Here is a 21942-nt window from a genome sequence, read left to right as displayed (position 1 = left end):
ACGCCCTGACGTTGGAGTGCTTTCCGATGCGGCCGGACCCGCCGCGGATGGTGCCCGGGCGACCGGAGCGCGACTGGATGGATGAGTTCGCCGGGCGGCATCCCTATCGCTGCCTGCCGCTGACCATGGCCAACACCACGGGGTGGGAGCTGCTGTGTCCCTTCGGTTTCGAGGCCGAGTGGGACGGGAGGATGGGGGCCGACGCCATCCAGTTCCGACCCGACAAGGATGCGCTCTACTTTGAGCACTTCGCCCAGTCGCACTTCACCGAGGGTGTGCTGACGTTTCACACCGGCTGGATGTTCCGCACGCCCGAGGGCTGGGGCATGCGGGCGTCCGGGCCGCCGAACCGGGCCAAGCACGGCATCTGCGCCTTGGAAGGCATCACCGAGACGGACTGGCTGCCCTATCCCTTCACCATGAACTGGCGCTTCACGGCCCCCGGCGTGATCCGGTTCGAGAAGGACGAGCCCTTCTGTTTCCTGCAGCCCGTGCCGCACCACCGGATCGAGCGGTTCCAGCCAGTGCGGCGCTCGCTGGATGACGACGGCGATCTCGCGGTTCAGTACCGCAAGTGGTCGGAGGTCCGCACCGACTTCAACACCCGCATGGCCGCAGGCGATCCCGAAGCGGTCAAGCAGGCGTGGCAGAGGTTCTATTTCCGGGGCGAGTTCCCGGATCAGGTCGGCGTGCGGACGGTGGACCACGTGAACAAGCGCCGCCTCGCCCCCCTGCCCGAGGCGCCGGAGCCCTCGCCGCCCGCACGGGCGCATGTCGGCTTCACGACCTGGTCGGCGGTCGGGGCGGCCAAGGCGATCACGGACGGTGGGAAGACCTAGTCGGCCTCGCCGCCCCGGCGGGCTTGGCGTTCCTCGACGCTGACTGAGCCGTCGCCGTCGGCGTCCATGCGCTCGAAGCGCCAGGCGACGACGGAGCGGAACTCATCCTTGGTCAGGCGTCCGTCGCCGTCGCGGTCGGCGCGGGACCAGTTGCGGGCGTTGGGCAGGGTTTCGGCGGCGGCGTCCAGCTCTGCGGTCGTCACCACGCCGTCCGAATCGGCGTCGGCGCGGTCGAAGCCTCGTTCGGCGCGGGCCAGCATCTGCTCCAGCGTCATCGGCCCCTGCTCCGCCTGACGCCGCTGGGCCGGGCGCGGCGGGAGGGGTCGGGGCGGCAGGGGTTCGACGTCCAGCGCCGCCTCCTCAAGAAAGGCTTCTTCTGGTGCGTCGGCGGGTTCCTCGATCGGGGCGGGATCGACGGCAGCGGCCTCCACCCGCTCCTCCTGCGCACAGGCAGCGAGCGACATGGCCATGGTCGAGGCGAGGCATAGGACGAGGCGCATCAGACGGCTCCGACAGGACAAGCCTGACTATAACGCGCGACACCGCCCAAGCCGTCGCGGCATTTCTGGCTTCACATCATATAAGGATATCCTTATATGATTATCTCATGAGCCTGACCGCTGATCAGACTGTCGATGTGCTGCGCGCCGCCGGAGAGCCGACGCGGCTGCGCGTGCTGTCGCTGCTGGCCGGCGAGGAGCTGTCAGTCATGGAGCTGTCCCGCGTGCTGGACCAGAGCCAGCCGCGCGTGTCGCGTCACCTGAAGCTGATGGCGGATGCCGGGCTGATCGAGCGGTTTCCGGACGGGGCCCGGGTCTTCTACCGCGTGTCGCACGAGCCGGACGTGCGGCGTCTGATCGACACCATCCTGGACGGGCTGGACGACGCGGCAGGAGCCGCCGACCACCGCCGCCTGGACGAGGTGCGCGACGAGCGCGCCGCGGCCGCCGCCGCCTACTTCGAGCAGGTGGCGCCCAGCTGGGACCGCATCCGGTCGCTGTATGTGTCCGAGACGGCGGTGGAGAACGCCATCGAGCGGGCGGCGGGGCCGGGACCGTTCGAGCGGGTCGTGGACCTGGGTACCGGGTCGGGGCGGATGCTGACCCTGCTAGGCAAGAAGGCGCGGATGTCGATCGGGCTGGATCTCAGCCAGAACATGCTGAACATCGCCCGCGCCAATGTCGCCAGGGCAGGTTTGGATAAGGTCGAGCTGAGGCACGGGGACATCTTCGCCACGCGCCTGCCGGCGCAGTCGGCGGACCTCGTGCTGGTGCATCAGGTTCTGCACTACCTGGCCGATCCGGCCGCCGCCGTAGCCGAGGCCGCGCGGCTGGTCATGCCCGGTGGAAAACTGCTGATCGTTGATTTCGCCCCCCATGAGCTGGAGCGGTTGAGAGACGAGCATCAGCACCGGCGCCTGGGCTTCGCCGACGAGGAGATCGGTCGCTGGCTGGGGGATGCGGGGCTCAAGCCGTCCGCAACCATCGCCCTGCCCCCGGACACAGCGGGCCTGACCGTCACTATCTGGACCGCCGAGCGGCCCGCTATCGCCAACAGGAGCGTCGCCTGATGGCCGCCACATCCCTCGCGGCCGCGCGCGCGCTGCTGCTGTCGCCGCTGGGCCCTGTGGCTCGCGCGGGCGAGAACCCGAACCCGGTGCGCGTCTCGTTCGAGTTCTTTCCGCCCAAGTCCGACGAAGCCGAAGCCACGTTGTGGAAGGCGATCCGGCGGCTGGAGCCCCTGAACCCCGCCTTCGTCTCGGTGACCTATGGCGCGGGCGGCTCGACGAGGGAGCGGACGCACCGGACGGTGCAGCGCATCCTGACCGAGACCACGATGAAGCCCGCCGCCCACCTGACCTGCGTCGAGGCTAGCCGCGACGAGGTCGATCAGGTCATCGAGGATTACAAGGCCATCGGCGTGGACCACATCGTGGCCCTGCGCGGCGATCCGCCGGGTTCGGCCGTCAGCGGCGGAAGCGGCATCGGCGGGGTCTATCAGCCGCGCGAGGACGGCTATGCCAATGCCACAGAACTGGCGCGGGCGATCCAGCGCGTCGGGGGTTTTCAGACATCGGTCGGCGTCTATCCGGAGAAGCATCCGGAGAGCCCGTCGATCGAGCACGACATTGATGTGATCAAGGCCAAGGTCGACGCGGGCGCGACGCGGGCGCTAAGCCAGTTCTTCTTCGACATCGACGCCTTCCTGAGGTTTCGCGACCGCGTGCGGGCAGCCGGCGTGACCATCCCCCTGATCCCCGGGATCATGCCGGTGTCGAACTTCGCGGGCCTCCAACGGATGAGCGCGTCGTGCGGGGCCTCGGTGCCCGCATGGCTGGCGGCCCACTTCGAGGGGCTGGACGACGATCCAGAGACGCGGAAGCTCGTGGCCGCATCGGTCGCGGCCGAGACCTGCGCGCGGCTGCAGGAGGAAGGCTTCTCGGACTTCCACTTCTACACCCTGAACCGGGCCGACCTCGTCTATGCGATCTGCCGGATCCTGGGCGTGCGCGAGCAGAGGGCCGTCGCATGAGCCGTTCCAACCGCATCGCCCAGCTTCACGTCGCCGCGAAGGCGCGCATCCTGGTGCTCGACGGTTCGTGGGGCGTGATGATCCAGCGGCGCGAGCTGTCAGAAGAGGATTTCCGGGGCGACCGCTTCACGTCCCACAACGGCCAGATGAAGGGGAACAACGACATCCTCTGCATCACCCGGCCCGACGTCATCGCCGACCTGCACGACCAGTATTTCGCGGCCGGGGCGGACATCTCCGAGACCAACACCTTCTCGGCCACCACGATCGCCCAGGAGGACTATCACCTCGACGCCGACGCCGTCTGGGACATCAATCTGGAAGGCGCGAAGCTGGCCCGCGCCGCCGCCGATCGCTGGACCGAGAAGGAACCGCACAAGCCGCGCTTCGCCGCCGGGTCGATCGGGCCGCTGAACAAAATGCTGTCGATGTCGTCGGACGTGAACGATCCGGGCGCGCGCAGCGTGACCTTCGACCAGGTCTACGAGGCCTATCGCCATCAGGTGAAGGCGCTGAACGAAGGCGGGGTGCACCTCTATCTGATCGAGACCATCACCGACACGCTGAACTGCAAGGCCGCGATCAAGGCGATCAAGGACCTGGAGGATGAGGGGCTGGAGCCCCTGCCCATCTGGATCTCGGGCACCATCACCGACCGGTCTGGCCGGACCCTGTCGGGCCAGACGGCCGAGGCCTTCTGGAACAGCGTGCGTCATGCCAAGCCGTTCGCCGTGGGCTTCAACTGCGCGCTGGGGGCCGACCTGATGCGGCCCTTCATCGCCGAGCTGTCCCGCGTGGCCGACACCCTGGTCGCCGCCTATCCCAACGCCGGCCTGCCCAACGCCATGGGCCAGTACGACGAGGAACCGCACGAAACGGCCCACTTCATCGAGGAGTGGGCGCGCAGCGGCCTGGTCAACATCGTCGGCGGCTGCTGCGGCACGACGCCGGAGCACATCCGTCATGTGGCCGAGGAAGTGGCGGGGGTGACGCCGCGCGCGATCCCGGAGCGGCCGGTGGCGCTGAGGCTGTCGGGGCTGGAACCGTTCGAGATGGTGGCCTGATGCGCCCCACCTTCATCAACGTCGGCGAGCGGACCAATGTCACCGGCTCGGCCAAGTTCAGGAAGCTGATCGTCGAGGGCGACTATACCGCCGCGCTCGACATCGCGCGCCAGCAGGTCGAGGCCGGCGCCCAGATCATCGACGTCAACATGGACGAGGGGCTGCTGGACGGCGCCGTCGCCATGCGGACCTTCCTCAACCTGATCGCGGCCGAGCCCGACATCGCCCGCGTGCCGGTGATGATCGACAGCTCCAAATGGGAGGTCATCGAGGCGGGCCTGAAGTGCGTTCAGGGCAAGCCGATCGTCAACTCGATCTCGATGAAGGCCGGCGAGACGGAGTTCCGCGAACAGGCGGTCAAATGCCTGCGCTACGGCGCCGCCGTCGTGGTCATGGCCTTCGACGAGGTGGGCCAGGCCGACACCGCCGCGCGCAAGATCGAGATCTGCACCCGGGCCTATCGCATCCTGGTGGACGAGGTCGGCTTTCCGCCCGAGGACATCATCTTCGACCCCAACATCTTCGCCGTGGCGACGGGGATCGAGGAACACGACAACTATGCGGTCGACTTCATCGAGGCGACGCGGGCGATCAAGACCACCCTGCCCTACGCCCGCGTGTCGGGCGGCGTGTCGAACGTGTCGTTTTCGTTCCGCGGCAACGAGCCGGTGCGCCGGGCGATCCACTCGGTGTTCCTGTACCACGCCATCCAGGCGGGTATGGACATGGGCATCGTCAACGCCGGCGACCTGCCGGTCTATGACGACATCGATCCGACGCTGAGGGAAGCCGTCGAGGACGTCATCCTGAACCGGCCGCAGCGGACTAATGCGTCCAACACCGAGCGGCTGGTGGACCTCGCCCCCAACTACAAGGGCGACAAGGGCGCGGGCCGGGTCGTCGATCTGACGTGGCGCCAGGCCCCCGTCGGCAAGCGGATCGAGCACGCGCTGGTTCACGGCATCACCGAGTTCATCGAGGCGGATACCGAGGAAGCGCGCGCAGGGGCCGAGCGTCCCCTGCACGTCATCGAAGGCCCGCTGATGGACGGGATGAACGTGGTCGGCGACCTGTTCGGCGCGGGCAAGATGTTCCTGCCCCAGGTGGTGAAGTCCGCCCGGGTGATGAAACAGGCCGTGGCCTATCTCGAACCCTTCATGGAGGCGGAGAAGGCCGGCAAGCCCCGCGAGCAGGCGGGCCGCATCCTGATGGCGACCGTCAAGGGCGACGTCCACGACATCGGCAAGAACATCGTCGGCGTCGTGCTCCAGTGCAACAACTATGAGGTGATCGACCTGGGCGTCATGGTGCCAGCCGACCGCATTCTGGACGAGGCCGCGGCGCACAACGTCGACATCATCGGCCTGTCGGGCCTGATCACGCCGAGCCTGGACGAGATGGTGTTCGTGGCGCGCGAGATGGAGCGGCGGGGCTTCGACATCCCGCTGCTGATCGGTGGGGCGACCACCAGCCGGACACACACAGCGGTCAAGATCGAGCCGGCCTATCGAAGAGGTTCGACCACCTATGTGGTGGACGCCAGCCGTGCTGTGGGCGTGGTGTCGGGGCTGCTGTCCAAGACCGAGAAGGCCAGGAACGAGGCGGCCACGCGCGACGAATACATCCGCATCCGCGAACAGTACGCCCGGGGCCAGGAGGTCAAGGCGCGCACCTCCATCGCCGACGCCCGCAAGAACCCCGTCGCCATCGACTGGACCGCGCCGCGTCCGGCTGCGCCGAGCTTCACCGGGGTGCGCGCGTTCGAGGCGTGGGATCTGGCCGATCTGGCCGACCACATCGATTGGACGCCCTTCTTCGCCAGCTGGGAGCTGATCGGCCGCTATCCGCACATCCTCGAGGACGAGATCGTCGGCGAGGCGGCCAAGGATCTGTTCAACGACGCCCAGGCGATGCTGAAGCGCATCGTCGAGGAGAAGTGGTTCACGGCCAAGGGCGTGGTCGGCTTCTGGCCCGCAAACGCCGTCGGCGACGACATCGTGGTGTTTGAGGACGAGGCGCGGACGAGCGAGATCGCCCGCTTCCACACCCTGCGCCAGCAGATCGCCAAGTCGAACGGCAAGCCCAACGCGGCCCTGTCGGACTTCGTCTCGCCGACCGGCGAGGACTGGATCGGGGCGTTCGCCGTGACGGCCGGGCATGGCGAGTTGGAGGCGTCTAAGCACTTCAAGGACGCGGGCGATGACTATTCCGCCATCATGGCCTCGGCGCTGGCCGACCGTCTGGCCGAAGCCTTCGCCGAGCGGCTGCACAAGGAGGTGCGGACGACGCTGTGGGGCTATGCCCCAGATGAGGCGGCGACGATCCAGGACCTGATCGAGGAGAAATACCAGGGCATCCGCCCCGCCCCCGGCTATCCGGCCCAGCCCGACCACACGGAGAAGGCGACGCTGTTCCGCCTGCTGAACGCCGGGACCAACGCCGGCATGGCCCTGACCGAGAGCTATGCCATGACGCCGCCGGCGTCGGTCTCGGGCCTCTATTTCGGCCATCCGCAGAGCCACTACTTTGGCGTGGGCAAGATCGACCGCGATCAGGTTGAGGACTATGCCCAGCGCAAGGGCTGGGACCTCGAGACGGCCGAACGCTGGCTGGCACCGATCCTGAACTACGACCCGGGCGTAACCGCGCGGGACGCAGGTCAGTCCCTGGAACTCGCATGAGCAGGGCTGAGAGCCTGGAACCAGTTTTCGAGCAGGAACGCCTCGGCGCGTCTTAGCGCCGTGCGGACGGCGGCTTCCTCGTCGACGCCCCAGCGCCTTTCCTGGAAGGCTTCGTCGAGGCGGGAGAGGTCGAAGGCGGCCTCACCCGTCAGGGCGCCGCGCTGGACCGCAAGGGCGAGGATGGCGCTGCCCAGCAGCGGCGTAGCCATGGCGAGGGCGGACAGGGCGAAGTCGTCGAGCGACAGGGCGAGCTCGCGAACGCGGGCGACGGCGTCGGGCGACTGGGGGCGGTGGATGATGCCTTCGACGGGTTCGAGCGCGACGCCGAGCTCGGATGCAGCCCAGTCGCGCCAAGGGGTCCACTGGCGGGCCTGCTGTTCGACCAAGGAGGTCGGGTCCTCGGCGAGGTAGCAGAGGAGGTCAGAGCCGGCGTAGGCGGCGATCTCCTCGGCGACGGCCTCGCGGGCCTGGGAGACGCGGTCGATGGCGGTGGCGGCCAGGCGGGTGGCGAACATGGTCGCGGGCTCGATGAACTCACCCTGGGCGGCCCATTCGTCGGCGACGAGGCGGGCGAGCGGTTCGGTCGGCAGGGCGTAGGGGGCGCCGGCGGGGGTCTTGGGGGCGCGGCCGTCGAGCAAGACGACGTGCCCGCCATCGCGGGGTTCGACGGTGACGTCTTTCCAGAAGCGCTTCTGGCGCTCCTCGGATTCGCGAAAGCCCTTTCGGGCGGCGACGTTGGGGTCGAGGTTGGGGATGTGGCTCATGCGAAGGCTCTCGCCGCGAAACGATCCAGCGCGGCTTCCAGGTCGGTGAAATCCACGGCGACGTGGGGCGCGCCGGCGGCGATCTGTTCGTCCGGCGTATGGAAGCCCCAGGCGACGCCCTGGGGGCGGACGCCGGCGTTGAGGGCCATGACGATGTCGTAGGTGGTGTCGCCGATCATGATGGCGCTGTTGGGCTCGCAGGCGGCGGCGGAGAGCGCGGCGTGGAGCATGGCCGGGTGCGGCTTGCCCGGGCCGTCCTCGGCGCAGTGGGAGGAGACGAAGAGGTCGGCCCAGCCCTGTCGGGCGAGGTTGCGCGCCACGCCCTTGCGGTTCTGGCCGGTCGCCAGCGACAGGCGCCAGCCGTCGCGGTGGAGGCGACGCAGCAGATCGTTCGCGCCGGGATAGAGCGGCTCCTCGTGGCCCTCGGCGTAGAGGCGGTGGAAACACTGGCGGAAGCCCTCGACGAAGCGGTCGAGCTCGGGCGGTGTCAGGCCGGGTTCGAGGGTGGCGAGCGCCTCGGGCAGGCTGAGGCCCACGATCCGGCGGACGCGGTCATAGTCGGGCTCGGGCAGGCCGAGCGCGCGGGCGGCCTCGGTGGCGGCCTGGAAGATGGAGGCGCGGCTGTCGACAAGGGTGCCGTCGATGTCGAAGATGGCCAGCGGCCTCATCGCATGCGTCTCACACCCGCGAAGGGGTCGGCGTCGGCCTCGGCTTCCTCGAAGCCGAAATGCTGGAAGCCGGCGCGCATCTCGGGGCTGAGGGGGGCTTCCACGATCAGCTTGCCGCCCGACGGGTGGTCGAGCTCGATCCGCCGCGCGTGGAGTTGCAGCTTCAGCGGGCCGGAGAGTTCGGCGCTTACGGCGTCGCCGTACTTCGTGTCGCCCAGGATGGGGTGACCGATGGCCTTCATGTGGGCGCGCAGCTGATGGGTGCGGCCGGTGAAGGGGCGGAGCGCCAGCCACGACGCCCGCTGGCCCGCGTGGCTGATGAGGGCGTAGGCCGTCTCTGCGGGCTCGGCGCCGTGTTCCTTGGCGTCCGCGGGGCGCATGATCTCGAAGTCGTTGATGCCGGTCTTCTTCAGCGGCAGGTCGATCTGACCCGCTGTGGGCTTGGGCAGGCCGATGACCAGGGCCCAATAGGTCTTCTTGGCCTGACGCCGGGCGAAGGCGCCGGCGAGACGCTTGGCGGCCTCGGGGCCCTTGCCGAGCAGGAGGACGCCGGAGGTGTCGCGGTCCAGCCGATGGACCAGGCGCGGGCGCTCCATCCCCTCCCCCCAGGCCGACAGCAGGCGGTCGACGTGGCGCGTGGTCTTGGTGCCGCCCTGGACGGCGAGGCCCCAGGGCTTGTTGAGCGCGATCACGAGGTCGTCCTCGTAGATCACCAGCGACTTGGCGAAGGCGACGTCGGCGGGGCTGAGCGCCTGATGCTCGCCGGGCGCGCGGACGACGGCGTCGGGGATGGGCGGAACGCGGACCGCGGCGCCGGCGGTCAGGCGGCCTTCGGGCTTGATGCGGGCGCCGTCGACGCGGATCTGGCCGCTGCGGGCCATCTTCTGCACCTGGATGTTGGACAGATGAGGCCAGCGACGGCGGAACCAGCGGTCCAGCCGGATGCCGTCCTCGGCCTCGGCGACATAGAGGGTCTTCACTTCCCGCTTGAAGGCCTCGTCTGTCACAGTGCGGCTCCGAAGACGCGGCGGGCGATCATGAGGCCGAGGAACAGGGCGGCGCAGGCGAGGATGACCGAAAGGGCGACGTAGGCGGCGGCCAGGCCGAACTGGCGCCGCTCGATCATCTGGACCGTTTCCAGCGAGAAAGCCGAGAAGGTGGTGAAGCCGCCCAGAACACCGACGGCGGCGAACAGGCGATAGGCTTCGCTCCCCTGCCCCCGCTGGGCCAGCCAGCCGACGAGCAAGCCCATGAGGAGCCCGCCGATGGCGTTGACGGACAGCGTCGCCCAAGGCCAGGCCGCCCCGGGGGCCAGACGCGCGGCGGCCAGGCCCGCGCCATAGCGGGCCATGCTGCCCAGCGCTCCGCCCAGGCCGACGATCAGGAGACGTTCCATTGTGGGCGGCTTATAACCCCGATTGCGGCGAAGCGAAGGGAGGCGCGCATGCACGATCTGGGACTGGCGGTCGTCCACCATGTGCTGGTGTTCGGCCTGGCGATCATGCTGGCGATGGAGCTGGCCTATCTGCGGGCCGATCCGGTGCCGGTGACGCGGCTGGCGAAACTGGATGGGGGGTATGGCGCGATCGCCGTACTGGTGCTGATCGTCGGCGTCGTGCGGGTGGTCTGGGGGGCCAAGGGCTGGGTCGCCTATGAGGGCAATCCCTGGTTCTGGGCCAAGATCGCGACGTTCACCGTGATCGGGCTGATCTCGATCATGCCGACGATGCGGTTCATCCGCTGGAGCCGGGCGTTCAAGGCCGACGCAGGGTTCCGGCCGCCGGCGGCCGAGGTGGCGAAGGCGGCGATGTGGGTGCGGATCGAGGTGCTGCTGCTGTTCCCGCTGGTGGGTTTCGCGGCGGCGATGGCGCGGTACTGACACCGAGATTTCGGAAACTTCACTTGCCGCCGTTCAGGGTTAACGGCGATATCCGTCTTCGCTTTCGGCGCGAAGGGCGTCGGAAGCTCGGCCGGATCGGTCTAGGGTCTTGAGCATGTCGCACGAGGATCAGTCGCCGCACGCGCCGGCCCCGGCCAATCTGCCGCCCGTGTCGAACGAGCCGGCGGGCGCGGAGACCCGCGCGGATCGCACCGCGCCGCCGCCGATCCCGAGCGCGACACCCCAGCCGACGACGGCGCAGGACGGCATCCTGAGGCCGATCCAGGAGAGCGACTACTTCACGCTCGATCCCGAGGCGATCTCGGTGATCTCAGCCAACATCGACCGGTACTTCAACCAGGCGCTGGACATCTTTCCCTTCTGGGAGACGGAGAACAAGCCGGACCGCTTCCACGTCCTGTTCACCCGCCAGATCGAGGAGCGCTTCCCCGCCGACGCGGACATCCGGGGCCGGATCTTCGGGTACGGGCGGCGGGTGTTCAACGCCCTGCGGGTGCACGTCCTGACCAAGCGGCTGACGCAGGGGTTGGCGCTGGTGGGCTTCGCGGCCATGGCGATCCTGGGGCCGACGCTGTTCGCGGAGTGGACGGGCGGACAGCCTCAGGGGCTGGGGCTGGCGGTGCTGGGCATGCTGATCACGGCGGGGCTGTTCTACGGCGTGTCGGCCATCCTGTTCGTGCAGTACCGGTTCCGGCTGGAGAACGATTCTTACGAGCTGTCGCGCGAGATCGTGCAGAGGACGCGCGAGCTGCAGAACCTGTTCACCAACGCTCGCGCCCTGTCCGACCAGGCCGAGACCACATACGCCACCGACGGCAAGGGGTGGGGGCAGAGGGCGCTGTTCCTGACGCGGCTGGTGCTGTGGCTCGGCGCACGCATGGAGCATCTGGAGAAGTACGTCCAACTGGAGCTGTGGCGCGTGCGGCGCGAGCGCTACTGGATGCGCTGGGTCGGGCGGATCACAACGCCGCTGGTGGTGATCATATGGCTGGCGATGTTCGCCTTCTGGCCGGCTCCGGCGGGCAATGAGATCGGCTTCCGCGTGCTGCAGGGCGTGGCGCTGCTGATGGGGCTGATCGTGTCGTGGCTGTCCTACTACCGCTGGCAGACGCCGACGGCGGCGGTGAAGGACAAGCTGGGGCTGGAGGGCTGGGTCCGCTACGCTTCGCTGGACCTCGACAACACCATCGGCGACCAGGTGCGGCGCGACAAGGAACGGCTGGTCGAGTACCGGGCGCTTACGCGCGGCCGCTGAGGTTGGCGCGCACCTCGGCGGCGCTGTAGACCTCGCCGCGATCCGGCTGCGGGCCGCGACCCAGGCGGACTTCCAGCACGGTCGAGGTCGGGGACGGGCCGCTGAAGTTCAGGCCGACGCCCACGCCCGCGCTCGAACCGGAATAGCGATAGCTGCCGTACCGGCCGGAGCTCGAGCCGAAGCCGACGGAGACGCTTGGTCGGACGCCGCCAGCGCTGTCCGGACGGCCATCGATGTAGCGCTGGGTGACCTCGAACCAGTCGTAGCCCTGCTCCAGCGTCAGCTCGGCCGCGCGCAGGAGGGCGAGGTCCGCGACAGGACCGGGGGCGCCGACGCCGTTGTAGGTGACGCGGTAGCGGTCGCTCTCGATGCGCTGTTCGGAGAAGCCCTGACCGCCGGGGCCCTGCTGCGGGCCATAGGGGGCGAGCGAGGCGCAGGCGGCGAGCGACAGGGCCGAGGCGGCGATGGCGAGAATGCGGATCATGGCGACGCTTTCGTTTTCGAAGGTTAAGCGCCGGAGCGGGAGCCGTGTTCCAAGGCCAGGCCCATCGCCTTCGCCAGAGTTGTGAAATCGCCCGGGGGCTGCGCCGTGACGGTGCGCTCGCCGCCGTCCGGATGCGGAAACCTCAGCGCCGCCGCGTGAAGCATCAGGCGCGGAGCCGCCTGCCCGGCGGCCGTCAGGGCTCCACCATACCGGACGTCGCCGATCAGGGGTCGGCCGATGTGGGCCATGTGAACCCGAAGCTGATGCATGCGGCCGGTAAAGGGCTGGAGCTCGACGAGCGCCCCTTCCTCGCTGTCGGCCAGGGTGCGGTACCGGCTGCGGGATCCCTGCGCCCCCTTGGTGTCGAACGCCGTGACGCGCATGTAGCTCTCACGCCCGATCTCCTGGCGGACCAGGGGCAAGTTGATGTCACCGTCGCGCGGCTCCGGGGCGGCCGAGACCAGCGCGAGATAGGTCTTGACCAGACGGCGGGCTTGGATGGCCTTGCCGAGGAAGCCCGCCGCCGGCTTGGTCTTGGCCGCCAGGATGACGCCGGACGTGTCGCGGTCCAGCCGGTGGACCAGCTCCGGCCGCTTGCCGTTCGAGCGGGCGAAGGCCCACAGCAGGTCGTCCAGAGTGTGGGCCTGGATGCGGCCGCCCTGGCTGGACAGGCCGGCGGGCTTGGCGAAAGCGATGACGCTTGCGTCCTCATGGATGATCCAGGAGCGGACAGCGGCGATCTCTTCGGGCGTCAGGGAAACGGGGGCGCGGGTCACGCTGCTGGCTTAGCGGAGCACGCCCCGCTTCGCCATGACGGCGGCGTAGATGGCGAAGGCGGCGAAGACGCAGCACAGGACCACGCTGAAGGTCACGCCATCGGCCCGCCAGGCCGCTGCCTCGGGATGCAGGACGTAGACGTAGACCTGATCCAGCGTCAGCCCGATCGCGGCGGCGACGAGCGGCAGGACCGCCCACGTGCGCCCAAACACAAGGCCCACCGCCCCGATGAATAGCCCCCAGACGGCAATCGCCCAGACGATGCTGACCCACACCGGCTGGCCGAAGACCAGCGCCTGCCAGTCCTGCGGGACATCGGCGAGATAGTCCGGATTACGGGTCGTCATCATCAGCCAGTCCCACGCGCCCTGAGACCAGACCAACAAGGCGACCGCCCCGACGAGCCACGCGTGCCAGAGGCGGCGGGCCGCCTTCACCGAAGCAGGCCCCGCTGCGCCATCATGCGGCTGTACCAGACGAAGAAGACGCAGCCGACGAAGATGACGGCCTGCATGATCCATGTCCCTTCGGGCATGGTCGCGGCCTGATCGGACAGGGCGTAGGCGTAGACCAGGCTCAGAACATAGGCGATCAGCGACACCACGAAGACCGGAAACGCCAGCTTGTTCTTCAGCAACAGCAGGACCGTGCCGAGCATGGCGCCCCAGACGCCCACGGCCCAGACGGCGGTCATCCAGGCCGGCATGGCGTTGAAGCTGGTGATCTGGGCGTCGGTCATGCCCATGGATCGCAGCCAGACATCCCCCTGGATGTTCGTCATGGTGTAGTCGATGCAGCCGAAGGCATTCCACAGAATGCCCACGACGCCCACCGCCCACAGGTGCCACGGGGTTTTCGCGCCCGACGAGGCGCTCATCATGCTGACCATCATCCCCTCCCAAGGATCATTCAGGACCGCGACGATACGCCGATCAAGCGTGGCGGCAAGTTACGAGCCTTCCATCTTCGCCGCGCGAAGTTCAGCCCAGCGTTCCAGCCGCGCCCGGACCTTCTCCTCGTGGCCCTCGCCCTTGGGGGCGTAGAAGACGCGGCGCTCCATGCCGTCGGGGAAATAGTTGGCGCCGGAGAAGCCGTCCTCGGTGGAGGGGTCGTACTGGTAGCCCGCCCCGTAGCCCAGGGACTTCATCAGCCTGGTCGGGGCGTTACGGATATGGGCGGGCGGCATGAGAGAGCCGGTCTCGCGCGCGGCCTTCGACGCGGCCTTGTACCCTTCGTAGACCGCGACCGACTTTGGCGCGGTGGCGAGGTGGACGACGGCTTGGGCCAACGCCAGTTCGCCCTCGGGGCTGCCCAGAAAGTCGTAGGTTTCCTTGGCGGCGTTGGCGACCAACAGCGAGAGAGGGTCGGCCTCGCCGATGTCCTCGACAGCCATGCGCACGATGCGGCGGGCGAGATAGAGCGGATCCTCGCCGCCGTTCAGCATGCGGGCGAGCCAATAGAGGGCCGCGTCGGGATCGGACCCTCGAACCGATTTATGCAGCGCGGATATGAGGTTGTAGTGCTCTTCTCTCGACTTGTCGTAAGCGGGCGCGCGTTTTTGCAGGACGCTGGCCAGGGCCTGTACGTCGAGCGGCTCGGGCGGCAGGGCGAACAGGGTCTCGGCCATGGTGAGCAGGTAGCGGCCGTCGCCGTCGGCGAGCGCCAGCAGCGCCTGACGCGCCTCAGGCGTGAGGGGGAGCGGTCGGCCCTCCATGTCCTCAGCGCGCGTCAACAGTTGATCCAGCGCAGCGTCGTCCAGCCGCTTCAAGACGAAGACCTGGCTGCGGGAGAGGAGCGCGCCGTTCAGTTCGAACGAGGGGTTCTCGGTCGTGGCGCCGACCAGGGTGACGATCCCCTCCTCCACGAAGGGCAGGAAGCTATCTTGCTGCGCGCGATTGAAGCGGTGAATCTCGTCTACGAACAGCAGCGTGCTCTGCCCGGCGGCGCGCCGAATGCGGGCCTGCTCGAAGGCCTTCTTCAGATCGGCGACGCCGGAGAAGACGGCGCTGATGGCCTGATACTGATAGCCAGCGGCCTTGGCGAGGAGCCGCGCGATCGTAGTCTTTCCCGTACCGGGCGGCCCCCACAGGATCATGGAGCTTAGCCGCCCCGCCTCGACCATGCGCTGGATCGGCCCGCCCTCGCCCAGCAGATGGTCCTGGCCCACCACGTCGTCGAGCGTCGTGGGGCGCAAACGGTCAGCGAGCGGAGCATCGGGCGGATGGACGCCGGAGGCTTCGAAAAGATCGGTCATAGGGCTATGTAGGGGGACGTCGCCCCCTGAGAAAGCGTCACAGATGACCGAGCCCGCCCCGATCCCGTCCGGCGTGATCCCCTACCTGACTATCCCCGGCCGAGGCGGTCAGGCGGCGGTCGAGTTCTACCAGCGTGCCTTTGGGGCCGACGAACTGTTCCACAACATGGCCGAGGATGGCGAGCGGCTGATGCACAGTCGGCTGGTGATCAATGGCGGCCTGGTCATGCTGTCCGACGAGTTTCCCGAGTACGGCAACGAGAGCGATGTCGTTCCGAAAGGCGTCGCCCTGCACCTTCAGGTCGACGACGCCGACGAATGGTGGAACCGGGCGCTGACGGCCGGAGCCATTCCGATCATGCCGCTGGCAGACCAGTTCTGGGGCGACCGCTATGGCCGGGTCATGGATCCGTTCGGCCACTGCTGGTCGATCGCCAGCCCGATCAAGGGTCCCTAGCGCAGCACCCCCGTCAGGCGACGGCCCTGCCGCTCGATTGTGACTTCCGACGCGCCGAGGCGGGCGAGGGCCTGGGGAGACGTCACAGCGCGGCCATTGACCTCTCGCACCAGGTCGCCGGGACGCAGGCCCGCGCGAGCCGCATAGCTGCCTCGCTGGACGCTGGTGATCAGCAAGCCCGTGGCGAAGGGATCGCCGCCGAGGCGGTCGGCCAGCGCCGGATTGAGCGCGGCAATCTCCGCGCCCGAGAAGGGGCCGTCCTGGATGAGCAGGCCATCGCCCTTGGCGTCGCCGGGCAGGGTCTGGACGCGGGCGTTGATGGTCTGGGTGCGACCGTCTCGGACGACTGTGACGGCGGCGACCTCATTCGGACTCTTGGTGCCGACGCGGAAGTTGAGGCCGCTTTGGTCGTTGACCTCGGCGCCGTCGATGGCGGTGATGACGTCACCTTCGCGCAGACCCGCCCGGTCACCGGGACCGCCCTGATAGAGCTCGGTCACGATCAGGCCCTGCGGCCGCGACAGGCCGAGCGACCGGGCGATGGCGGCGGTGACGCTCTCGCCCTTCACGCCCAGCCAGGGGCGCACGACCATGCTCTCGCCGCCCAGCGCGCTGTCGACCACGCGGCGCACCATTGAGGCCGGAACGGCGAAGCCCACGCCTGCCGAGGAGCCCGAGCGGGAGAAGATCGCCGTGTTGATGCCGATCAGGTCGCCGTCCATGTCGACCAGCGCTCCGCCGGAGTTGCCAGGATTGATGGCGGCGTCGGTCTGGATGAAGGAGCCTGAGTCCGAGATCCCGGTCTCGGTGCGGTTCAGGGCCGAGATGATGCCGTTGGTCACCGTCTGACCCACGCCGAAAGGGTTGCCGATGGCGAGCACGAGGTCGCCCACCTCCTGTTCCTCACGATCATCGATGGCGAGCACCGGCAGTTGCTCGGTCACGCCCTGAAGCTGGAGCACGGCGATGTCTGAGCGTTCGTCAGCCAGAATGATCTCGGCCGGGAACTCGCGGCGGTCGTTGAGCACCACGCGGATCTGCTGGGCGCCCTGGATGACGTGGTTATTGGTGACGACGATGCCATCGGAGCGGACGATGACGCCCGAGCCCGCGGACTCGGCGACGCGCTCGCGCGGGATGCCGCCGCCGAAGAACTGAAAGAAGGGATCGGCCTGGACACGCTGGATCGAGCGGGCCGAGATGTTGACCACGGCGGGCGCCGCCTCGCGCACGACCGGCGAGAAGCTCTGCTTCATTGTGGTGGCGTCGGTCGGGGCTTGACGCTCGGTCGGCTCGGCGAAGACGCCGTCCTGGGCCTTGGAGCTGTTGGCGTTCCCGCAGGCGGCGAGCGTCAGGGCCACGGCGATGGCGAGCGAAGAGGTCTTCATGGCGTTCCAGCAGGTCATCATGGACGACGGTATATCTGTAGCGGTTTCGGGCCGCTTCAAGGCGGCCGGATTTCAAGCCGGTCAGATGTTGCGAAAGCTTAATCCCCTGCCCCCTTGTTCGAGAGGTCGAGTGCGCGGCAAGGTCACCCCCGGACCAGGGAGACCGCCATGCGCCGCACGCTGCACGCCACCACCCTAGCAGGCCTGATGATCGCCCTGCCCGCGATGGCGCAGGACAATCAGCAGGGCGAGTATGCCGACGCGCTCCGCCGCATGATCGTCGAGACTGCGGCGGGAAGCTGCCCCGAGGACCTCATGGCGGATGGCCTGCTGGCGGCGTGTCTGCAGCAATTGGCGCAAATGTCGGCTGGCCTGGCCAGCCTGGGTGCCGTCGAGGCCATGACCTTCGTCGGTGCCGAGGAAACCCCCAACGGGCGGGTAGAGACCTATTCCGTCCGCTTTGCCTCCGGCCAAACCCTGAACTGGGGCATCGGCGGTCAGCAGGACAGCAAGTACACCGTCGCCTACGCTGGCGGGGCCTGAGTTCGGCATGAGAAGTGCCCGGCAAGTTTTCGCCGCCTCGCCAGCGGCCTCCATCGGATGACCGTCGATCCATGACCTTCGTGATCGAGACGCGCGGCCTGACCAAGACCTACGGGTCCGTGCGGGCCCTGGATGGCCTCAGCCTCAGCATCCCTCGCGGCGGGGTCTACGGGGTGCTGGGACCAAACGGCGCGGGCAAGTCGACGCTGTTCCGCATCCTCCTGGGCCTGATCCGGCCGACGGCGGGCGAAGCGGTGGTGATGGGCGGGGCCGTCGGCGACGTCGCCGCGTCCCGGCGCATGGGGTCGATGATCGAAACGCCGCGCTTTCCGCCCTTCATGACTGCGCGCCAGGTCCTGGGATGGTTGTCGGCCGCGCATGGGCTGAAGGCCGACGCCGCCCGCGTGTCTGGATGGCTGGAACGCGTGGGGCTGGCCGAGGCGGCCGATCGCAAGGTGCGCGGCTTCTCGGTCGGCATGCTGCAGCGGCTGGGTGTTGCGGCCGCCCTGATCACCGAGCCTGAACTCGTCATCCTTGATGAGCCGACCAGTGGCATGGACCCGCCCGGCATCCAGGAGATGCGGGCCCTGATCCGGTCTCTAGCGGAACGCGACGGCATCACGGTTATCCTGGCTAGCCACCAGTTGCTCGAGGTCCAGCGCGTCTGCGACCGGGTGGCCATTCTTAACCGGGGTCGGCTGGTGCGCGAGGGCGCGGTAAGCGAGTTGACGTCATCGGGAGAGCGGCTGCGGCTGTCGGTGACGCCGATATCGAAGACGCTGGAGGTGCTAGCCGCCCTGTCATACGCGTCAGGCTCGCTGGACGGCGACGCGGTTGTTGCGACGCTGTCGCGACCCGAGACTCCGGCCCTGCTGCGCGCTTTGGTCGAGGCGGGCGTCGACATCGACGAGGCCCGCTGGGTCGGGGCCGACCTGGAGGCCGTGTTCATGACCGAGACCGGATCGGTCCAAATGCCGGAGAGCATTCATGCTGGCTGACGCGATCCGTTCCGAGACCTATCGCTTCACTCGCAACCGCATGGCTGTGTTCTGGTCGATCCTGTTCGTGCCGGTGCTGTTCCTGGCCATCGGCACGGCTGTGCAGTTCTTCACCAAGGCCCGCATGGCCGAGATGGCCGAGGCCCTGCCGCCGGAGATGACGGCCGAGGGCGGACCGATGGCCCTGTCCGGCACGCTGGACCTGGGGCAGAGCCTGTTGGCCCAGGCCGGCGACTTCGCCAATCCCATCGTCATGCTGTTCGTCCTGATCGGGGCGGCCATCATCTATGCAGGGGATTATCGCTGGGAGACCTGGCGGCTGACGAGCGCGCGGAACACTCGGATCAATCTGGTGGCGGGTAAGGTCGCCCTGGTGTTCGGCGTGGTGCTGGTGGCCCTCGCGACATGGCTGGTCTTCGGCCTGATCGGCGAGCTGATCAAGGCGGCAATCTTCGAGCGGCCTCTGGCCTTTTCCTTCGCCGACGAACGCCCCGGCCAGTTCGCGGGCCTGATCGCGGTGACGGTCACACGGGTAATGCAGTTCACCATGGTCGGCCTGCTGGCCGCCGTCATGAGCCGCTCGCTGCTAGCGGCACTGTTCGTGCCAATGGTGGTGGCAATCGGCCAGTTCTTCCTGATGCAGGCCCTGCCGCTTCTGGCGTGGAGCGCGGGCGATCTGCAGGCGCACCTGCTGATTCCCGGCCTGTCGCACGACAGCCTGAAGACCCTGGTTCAGGGCGGCCCCGACGCCGCCGCCGCGCCAGACGGTCTGGCGTGGAAGGCGATCACGGGCCTGACGGTGTGGACGATCGTCCCGCTGGTGGCGGCGCTTGCGTGGTTCAGCAGGCAGGACCTGTCCAAGGAATAAGGCCGCCCCCCCCGTGAGGCGAGCCGGCCCTATCCGGATCTAGGGGCTGATCAGAAAGACCGGCGCAGCGTCAGGCCCATCGTGCGAGGCGCGCCGACGGAGTAGCCCAGACGGGCCCGGCCGCCGCGCTCGCGGTCGAACGACAGCAGCGGGTTCTCGTCGAAGGCGTTGTTGATGTAGACGACCGCCTCGACGCCGTTCTCGAACTCCACGCCGGCGGAGATGTTGAACAGCTCGTAGCTGGGCAGTTCCAGATCGACGATCGTGGCCCGCGTGCCCGTCGCCCCGCCGAACGGCAGTCCGGAGGAGAAGGAGCGCGGATTGTTCTCCTGATCGCTGGCCTGGGTGTAGCGGCTGCCGACATGCTGGAACGAGGCGTTGACGTAGGCCGGAAGGCTGCCGAGGTCGAAGCTGTAGGTGGCGTTCAGCGACAGCTGAAGCTCCGGCACCGACGGCAGGCGGTTGCCCTCGCGGATACCGCCGATGACCGCGCCCGTGCCATCGCGGACGGTGGAGTCGAACTCGGCCTCGACCACGCTGCCTGAGAAACCGACCTCCAGGTTGTCGGTCAAGAAGGTCGAGAGTTCGACCTCCAGACCCGCCGTGTGGGCCGAGGGCACGTTGAACACCACGCGCGACGAGCACGAGCCGGCGTCCAGCGTGGTCTGCAGGTTCTCGATGTCGGTGTAGAAGACCGCCGAGTTGAACGTGAGGGCCCCGAAGCGGGACTTCATCCCCGCCTCGTAGTTCCATAGCGTCTCGTCGTCGTAGGTCTGGAAGCCGCCAAAAATGGCGCGGTCGGCGGGCGTGCAGAGCGGAACGTTCAGCGGATCGTTGACCCCGCCGAGGCGGAAGCCTTGGGCCGCCTGGGCGTTGAAGGTGACGTTCTCCGACGCTTCGTAGCTGATCAGGACGCGCGGAGTGAAGCCGTCCGATTCCGTGGTGTCGGTACGCCGGTCGCCGTTGGCGAACAGGCCGCCGGAGGTAAAGCTGCGCGTCTCTGAGAAATCGTAGAAGCGCCCGCCCGCCGTGACGGTCAGTTTGCCGAAATCGTAGCTGGCCTCGCCGAAGATGGCGGTCTGCTCGATATCGTAGGGCAGGACGGCGTTGTAGGGCGAGTTCAGGCCGAACCCGTTTCGGACAGCCGCCGAGGTTCCGGCCCCCAGACGCGCGTCGGTCGCCGCATCATAGCCAGGCGTCGGCAGGGTCTGGGAATAGAGGCGATCGACCTGGGAGTAGAAGGCGCCGATCAGCCACTGGAAGGCACTGTCGCCAGTCGAAGCCAGGCGGAGTTCCTGGGTCGTCTGCTCCAGCTGGGTCGCGTCCAGCAGGTTGGACGGCAGGGTCACGGCCGAGGCCGGATAGCCGAGATCGACGGAGACGGAGCCGGTCAGGGCGCTGGCGTCGCGGCTAACCAGGATGTCGCGGTCGATGTAGCTGGTGACCGAGGTCAGCTCGACCCCGCCCAGATCGAAGCTGGCGGTCAGATCGGCCAGCACCGTCTCGTCGTTGAACGACTCGTTCAGCAGGAGGAACTGCTCGCGCTCGTCGAACGTCACCGCGGGGCGGGTCGTCGTGAAGGGGTTGGCGAACAGGTTGAACACCTCCTGGCGGTTGAAGCCATCGGTCTCGATATTCTGGTAGACGACACGCGGCGTGATGGAGACGCGGTCATTGGGCTGGAACAGCAGGGCCAGACGACCCCCGGTACGGCTGCCGTCGTTGACGTTTTCTTCCAGTCGGCCGCCTTCGCGACGGGCGTCGATGAAACCAGCGTACTCAGTGTGATAGGCCACGGCGCGCAGGGCCACGGTGTCGCCGAGCGGCAGGTTGATAGCGCCCTTCAGATGACCGCCGCCGTCGTCCTCCTCGACGACGTTCACGTTGGCCTCGATGGAGCCCTCTGTCACGCCCAGCACCGGCTGATTGGTGATGTAGCGCACCGTGCCGCCCACTGAGCCGGATCCGAACAGGGTGCCCTGGGGCCCGCGCAGGGTTTCGACGCGGTTGAGGTCGAACAGGTCGAGGTCGGGCGTGAACAGCGACAGCGAGATTACGCTCTCGTCCAGATAGACGCCGACCTGTTCCTTCACGCCCGGCTGGTCGCGCACGACCTGACCGGCGGAGACGCCGCGCACCGACACCTGGCTCTGGCCCGGCCCGAGATTCTGGATCGACAAACCGGCGACGTTCCGGGACAGGTCTTCCAGCGTCACCGCGCCGGACCGCTGGATGTCTTCCTGGGTTTGGGCGTTGATGGAGAAGGGCGTGTCCTGGATCGTGGACGCGCGCTTGGTGCCGGTGACGATGATTTCGTCCAGTTGGGCTTCGTCCTGCGCGCTCTGCGCCGCTGCGGCACCTGCGGATGCCATCAGTGCCACAGCGCAGCCCGCCGTCAGTAGTCGCGCCTTGAGAATTCGGGTCGAGTTCGTCCTGAGCATGCGTCCCTCCTGAGGTTGTCGCAGCGCGG

General features: G+C 68.1%; 23 protein-coding genes. 11 read left to right on the top strand and 12 right to left on the bottom strand.

The window, feature by feature from the left end; genetic code table 11:
- Positions 1-5 precede the first annotated feature (5 nt).
- Positions 6-839 (top strand): DUF6065 family protein, encoded by an 834-nt coding sequence (locus Q333_RS0113770; protein ID WP_245591552.1) that lies wholly within the window; start codon positions 6-8, stop codon positions 837-839.
- On the opposite strand, the gene Q333_RS17100 is transcribed toward Q333_RS0113770, so the two are convergent.
- Complete coding sequence (locus Q333_RS17100) at positions 836-1339, bottom strand: EF-hand domain-containing protein (protein ID WP_051651339.1); 504 nt, start codon at positions 1337-1339, stop codon at positions 836-838. The genes Q333_RS0113770 and Q333_RS17100 overlap by 4 nt on opposite strands.
- 107 nt (positions 1340-1446) lie before the next feature.
- Between Q333_RS17100 and Q333_RS0113760 the strand changes: the two genes are divergently transcribed.
- Genes Q333_RS0113760 through metH form a run of 4 tightly spaced genes read left to right on the top strand, consistent with a single transcriptional unit; the run spans position 1447 to position 7116 of the window.
- Positions 1447-2409 (top strand): ArsR/SmtB family transcription factor, encoded by a 963-nt coding sequence (locus Q333_RS0113760; RefSeq protein ID WP_029417776.1) that lies wholly within the window; start codon positions 1447-1449, stop codon positions 2407-2409.
- Positions 2409-3371: a methylenetetrahydrofolate reductase [NAD(P)H] gene (gene metF / locus Q333_RS0113755; protein WP_029417775.1), complete on the top strand. Its 963-nt coding sequence runs from the start codon at positions 2409-2411 to the stop codon at positions 3369-3371. The genes Q333_RS0113760 and metF overlap by 1 nt, the downstream gene beginning before the upstream one ends.
- The gene (locus Q333_RS0113750) at positions 3368-4435 is read left to right on the top strand and encodes a homocysteine S-methyltransferase family protein (RefSeq protein WP_029417773.1); all 1068 of its coding nucleotides are present in this window, start codon (positions 3368-3370) and stop codon (positions 4433-4435) included. Before metF ends, Q333_RS0113750 begins: the two co-directional genes overlap by 4 nt.
- On the top strand, positions 4435-7116 hold the full coding sequence (gene metH, locus Q333_RS0113745; protein ID WP_029417771.1) for a methionine synthase: 2682 nt from the start codon (positions 4435-4437) through the stop codon (positions 7114-7116). Before Q333_RS0113750 ends, metH begins: the two co-directional genes overlap by 1 nt.
- Here the strand turns inward: metH and Q333_RS0113740 are convergent.
- From Q333_RS0113740 to crcB, 4 genes are read right to left on the bottom strand one after another with little or no spacing between them, the layout of a single operon-like run.
- Positions 7095-7880 (bottom strand): ATP12 family chaperone protein, encoded by a 786-nt coding sequence (locus tag Q333_RS0113740; protein WP_029417769.1) that lies wholly within the window; start codon positions 7878-7880, stop codon positions 7095-7097. The genes metH and Q333_RS0113740 overlap by 22 nt on opposite strands.
- Positions 7877-8548: an HAD-IA family hydrolase gene (locus tag Q333_RS0113735; protein WP_029417768.1), complete on the bottom strand. Its 672-nt coding sequence runs from the start codon at positions 8546-8548 to the stop codon at positions 7877-7879. The genes Q333_RS0113740 and Q333_RS0113735 overlap by 4 nt, the downstream gene beginning before the upstream one ends.
- Complete coding sequence (locus tag Q333_RS0113730; protein WP_029417767.1) at positions 8545-9555, bottom strand: RluA family pseudouridine synthase; 1011 nt, start codon at positions 9553-9555, stop codon at positions 8545-8547. The genes Q333_RS0113735 and Q333_RS0113730 overlap by 4 nt, the downstream gene beginning before the upstream one ends.
- Positions 9552-9944, bottom strand: a complete 393-nt coding sequence (gene crcB, locus Q333_RS0113725) for a fluoride efflux transporter CrcB (RefSeq protein ID WP_029417765.1) — start codon at positions 9942-9944, stop codon at positions 9552-9554. Before crcB ends, Q333_RS0113730 begins: the two co-directional genes overlap by 4 nt.
- Before the next feature lie 48 nt (positions 9945-9992).
- Here crcB and Q333_RS0113720 point away from each other — a divergent pair, with 48 nt between their 5' ends.
- Both Q333_RS0113720 and Q333_RS0113715 read left to right on the top strand, forming a co-directional pair.
- A complete protein-coding gene (locus Q333_RS0113720) occupies positions 9993-10427 on the top strand; it encodes a DUF2214 family protein (protein ID WP_029417763.1) in 435 nt (144 codons plus the stop codon).
- Between the two features lie 115 nt (positions 10428-10542).
- The gene (locus tag Q333_RS0113715; protein ID WP_029417762.1) at positions 10543-11703 is read left to right on the top strand and encodes a hypothetical protein; all 1161 of its coding nucleotides are present in this window, start codon (positions 10543-10545) and stop codon (positions 11701-11703) included.
- On the opposite strand, the gene Q333_RS0113710 is transcribed toward Q333_RS0113715, so the two are convergent.
- The 5 genes from Q333_RS0113710 to Q333_RS0113690 all read right to left on the bottom strand — a co-directional run bounded on the left by Q333_RS0113710 (position 11687) and on the right by Q333_RS0113690 (position 15218).
- Positions 11687-12187 carry a CC0125/CC1285 family lipoprotein gene (locus Q333_RS0113710; protein ID WP_029417761.1) on the bottom strand — a complete coding sequence of 167 codons (501 nt, stop codon included), beginning with the start codon at positions 12185-12187 and terminating at the stop codon, positions 11687-11689. The genes Q333_RS0113715 and Q333_RS0113710 overlap by 17 nt on opposite strands.
- A 23-nt stretch (positions 12188-12210) precedes the next feature.
- Entirely contained in the window at positions 12211-12963 is a 753-nt protein-coding gene (locus Q333_RS0113705; RefSeq protein ID WP_029417760.1) for an RluA family pseudouridine synthase, read from the bottom strand.
- Between the two features lie 9 nt (positions 12964-12972).
- Complete coding sequence (locus Q333_RS0113700) at positions 12973-13314, bottom strand: hypothetical protein (RefSeq protein WP_157072469.1); 342 nt, start codon at positions 13312-13314, stop codon at positions 12973-12975.
- 83 nt (positions 13315-13397) lie between these two features.
- The gene (locus Q333_RS0113695) at positions 13398-13853 is read right to left on the bottom strand and encodes a hypothetical protein (RefSeq protein WP_029417758.1); all 456 of its coding nucleotides are present in this window, start codon (positions 13851-13853) and stop codon (positions 13398-13400) included.
- Between the two features lie 60 nt (positions 13854-13913).
- Positions 13914-15218, bottom strand: coding sequence for a replication-associated recombination protein A (locus Q333_RS0113690; protein WP_029417756.1), 1305 nt, complete (start codon positions 15216-15218; stop codon positions 13914-13916).
- Between the two features lie 43 nt (positions 15219-15261).
- Between Q333_RS0113690 and Q333_RS0113685 the strand changes: the two genes are divergently transcribed.
- On the top strand, positions 15262-15675 hold the full coding sequence (locus Q333_RS0113685) for a VOC family protein (RefSeq protein WP_029417755.1): 414 nt from the start codon (positions 15262-15264) through the stop codon (positions 15673-15675).
- Here Q333_RS0113685 and Q333_RS0113680 read toward each other — a convergent pair.
- On the bottom strand, positions 15672-17063 hold the full coding sequence (locus Q333_RS0113680; RefSeq protein ID WP_029417754.1) for a Do family serine endopeptidase: 1392 nt from the start codon (positions 17061-17063) through the stop codon (positions 15672-15674). The genes Q333_RS0113685 and Q333_RS0113680 overlap by 4 nt on opposite strands.
- 168 nt (positions 17064-17231) lie before the next feature.
- On the opposite strand from Q333_RS0113680, the gene Q333_RS0113675 reads away from it, so the two are divergent.
- From Q333_RS0113675 to Q333_RS0113665, 3 genes are all read left to right on the top strand, one after another.
- Positions 17232-17606 (top strand): hypothetical protein, encoded by a 375-nt coding sequence (locus Q333_RS0113675; protein WP_029417752.1) that lies wholly within the window; start codon positions 17232-17234, stop codon positions 17604-17606.
- 71 nt (positions 17607-17677) lie between these two features.
- Positions 17678-18604, top strand: a complete 927-nt coding sequence (locus Q333_RS0113670) for an ABC transporter ATP-binding protein (protein WP_029417750.1) — start codon at positions 17678-17680, stop codon at positions 18602-18604.
- Positions 18594-19472 carry a hypothetical protein gene (locus tag Q333_RS0113665; protein ID WP_029417749.1) on the top strand — a complete coding sequence of 293 codons (879 nt, stop codon included), beginning with the start codon at positions 18594-18596 and terminating at the stop codon, positions 19470-19472. The genes Q333_RS0113670 and Q333_RS0113665 overlap by 11 nt, the downstream gene beginning before the upstream one ends.
- A gap of 50 nt (positions 19473-19522) precedes the next feature.
- Here Q333_RS0113665 and Q333_RS0113660 read toward each other — a convergent pair whose 3' ends face one another.
- Positions 19523-21913: a TonB-dependent receptor gene (locus Q333_RS0113660; protein WP_029417748.1), complete on the bottom strand. Its 2391-nt coding sequence runs from the start codon at positions 21911-21913 to the stop codon at positions 19523-19525.
- Positions 21914-21942: the final 29 nt, after the last annotated feature.

This window comes from Brevundimonas bacteroides DSM 4726 (assembly GCF_000701445.1).
Taxonomy (GTDB): domain Bacteria; phylum Pseudomonadota; class Alphaproteobacteria; order Caulobacterales; family Caulobacteraceae; genus Brevundimonas; species Brevundimonas bacteroides.
This window is presented reverse-complemented; position numbering and strand designations above follow the sequence as displayed.

Bases quoted from the DNA above. Each gene is read 5' to 3' on its own strand.
- Q333_RS0113695 (WP_029417758.1), bottom strand. From the start codon at position 13,853: ATGGTCAGCATGATGAGCGCCTCGTCGGGCGCGAAAACCCCGTGGCAC.
- Q333_RS0113735 (WP_029417768.1), bottom strand. From the start codon at position 8,548: ATGAGGCCGCTGGCCATCTTCGACATCGACGGCACCCTTGTCGACAGC.
- Q333_RS0113665 (WP_029417749.1), top strand. From the start codon at position 18,594: ATGCTGGCTGACGCGATCCGTTCCGAGACCTATCGCTTCACTCGCAAC.
- crcB (WP_029417765.1), bottom strand. From the start codon at position 9,944: ATGGAACGTCTCCTGATCGTCGGCCTGGGCGGAGCGCTGGGCAGCATG.
- Q333_RS0113685 (WP_029417755.1), top strand. From the start codon at position 15,262: ATGACCGAGCCCGCCCCGATCCCGTCCGGCGTGATCCCCTACCTGACT.
- Q333_RS0113740 (WP_029417769.1), bottom strand. From the start codon at position 7,880: ATGAGCCACATCCCCAACCTCGACCCCAACGTCGCCGCCCGAAAGGGC.
- metF (WP_029417775.1), top strand. From the start codon at position 2,409: ATGGCCGCCACATCCCTCGCGGCCGCGCGCGCGCTGCTGCTGTCGCCG.
- Q333_RS0113750 (WP_029417773.1), top strand. From the start codon at position 3,368: ATGAGCCGTTCCAACCGCATCGCCCAGCTTCACGTCGCCGCGAAGGCG.
- Q333_RS0113670 (WP_029417750.1), top strand. From the start codon at position 17,678: ATGACCTTCGTGATCGAGACGCGCGGCCTGACCAAGACCTACGGGTCC.
- Q333_RS0113710 (WP_029417761.1), bottom strand. From the start codon at position 12,187: ATGATCCGCATTCTCGCCATCGCCGCCTCGGCCCTGTCGCTCGCCGCC.
- Q333_RS0113675 (WP_029417752.1), top strand. From the start codon at position 17,232: ATGCGCCGCACGCTGCACGCCACCACCCTAGCAGGCCTGATGATCGCC.
- Q333_RS0113720 (WP_029417763.1), top strand. From the start codon at position 9,993: ATGCACGATCTGGGACTGGCGGTCGTCCACCATGTGCTGGTGTTCGGC.
- Q333_RS0113715 (WP_029417762.1), top strand. From the start codon at position 10,543: ATGTCGCACGAGGATCAGTCGCCGCACGCGCCGGCCCCGGCCAATCTG.
- Q333_RS0113760 (WP_029417776.1), top strand. From the start codon at position 1,447: ATGAGCCTGACCGCTGATCAGACTGTCGATGTGCTGCGCGCCGCCGGA.
- metH (WP_029417771.1), top strand. From the start codon at position 4,435: ATGCGCCCCACCTTCATCAACGTCGGCGAGCGGACCAATGTCACCGGC.
- Q333_RS0113690 (WP_029417756.1), bottom strand. From the start codon at position 15,218: ATGACCGATCTTTTCGAAGCCTCCGGCGTCCATCCGCCCGATGCTCCG.
- Q333_RS0113660 (WP_029417748.1), bottom strand. From the start codon at position 21,913: ATGCTCAGGACGAACTCGACCCGAATTCTCAAGGCGCGACTACTGACG.
- Q333_RS0113700 (WP_157072469.1), bottom strand. From the start codon at position 13,314: ATGATGACGACCCGTAATCCGGACTATCTCGCCGATGTCCCGCAGGAC.
- Q333_RS0113680 (WP_029417754.1), bottom strand. From the start codon at position 17,063: ATGAAGACCTCTTCGCTCGCCATCGCCGTGGCCCTGACGCTCGCCGCC.
- Q333_RS17100 (WP_051651339.1), bottom strand. From the start codon at position 1,339: ATGCGCCTCGTCCTATGCCTCGCCTCGACCATGGCCATGTCGCTCGCT.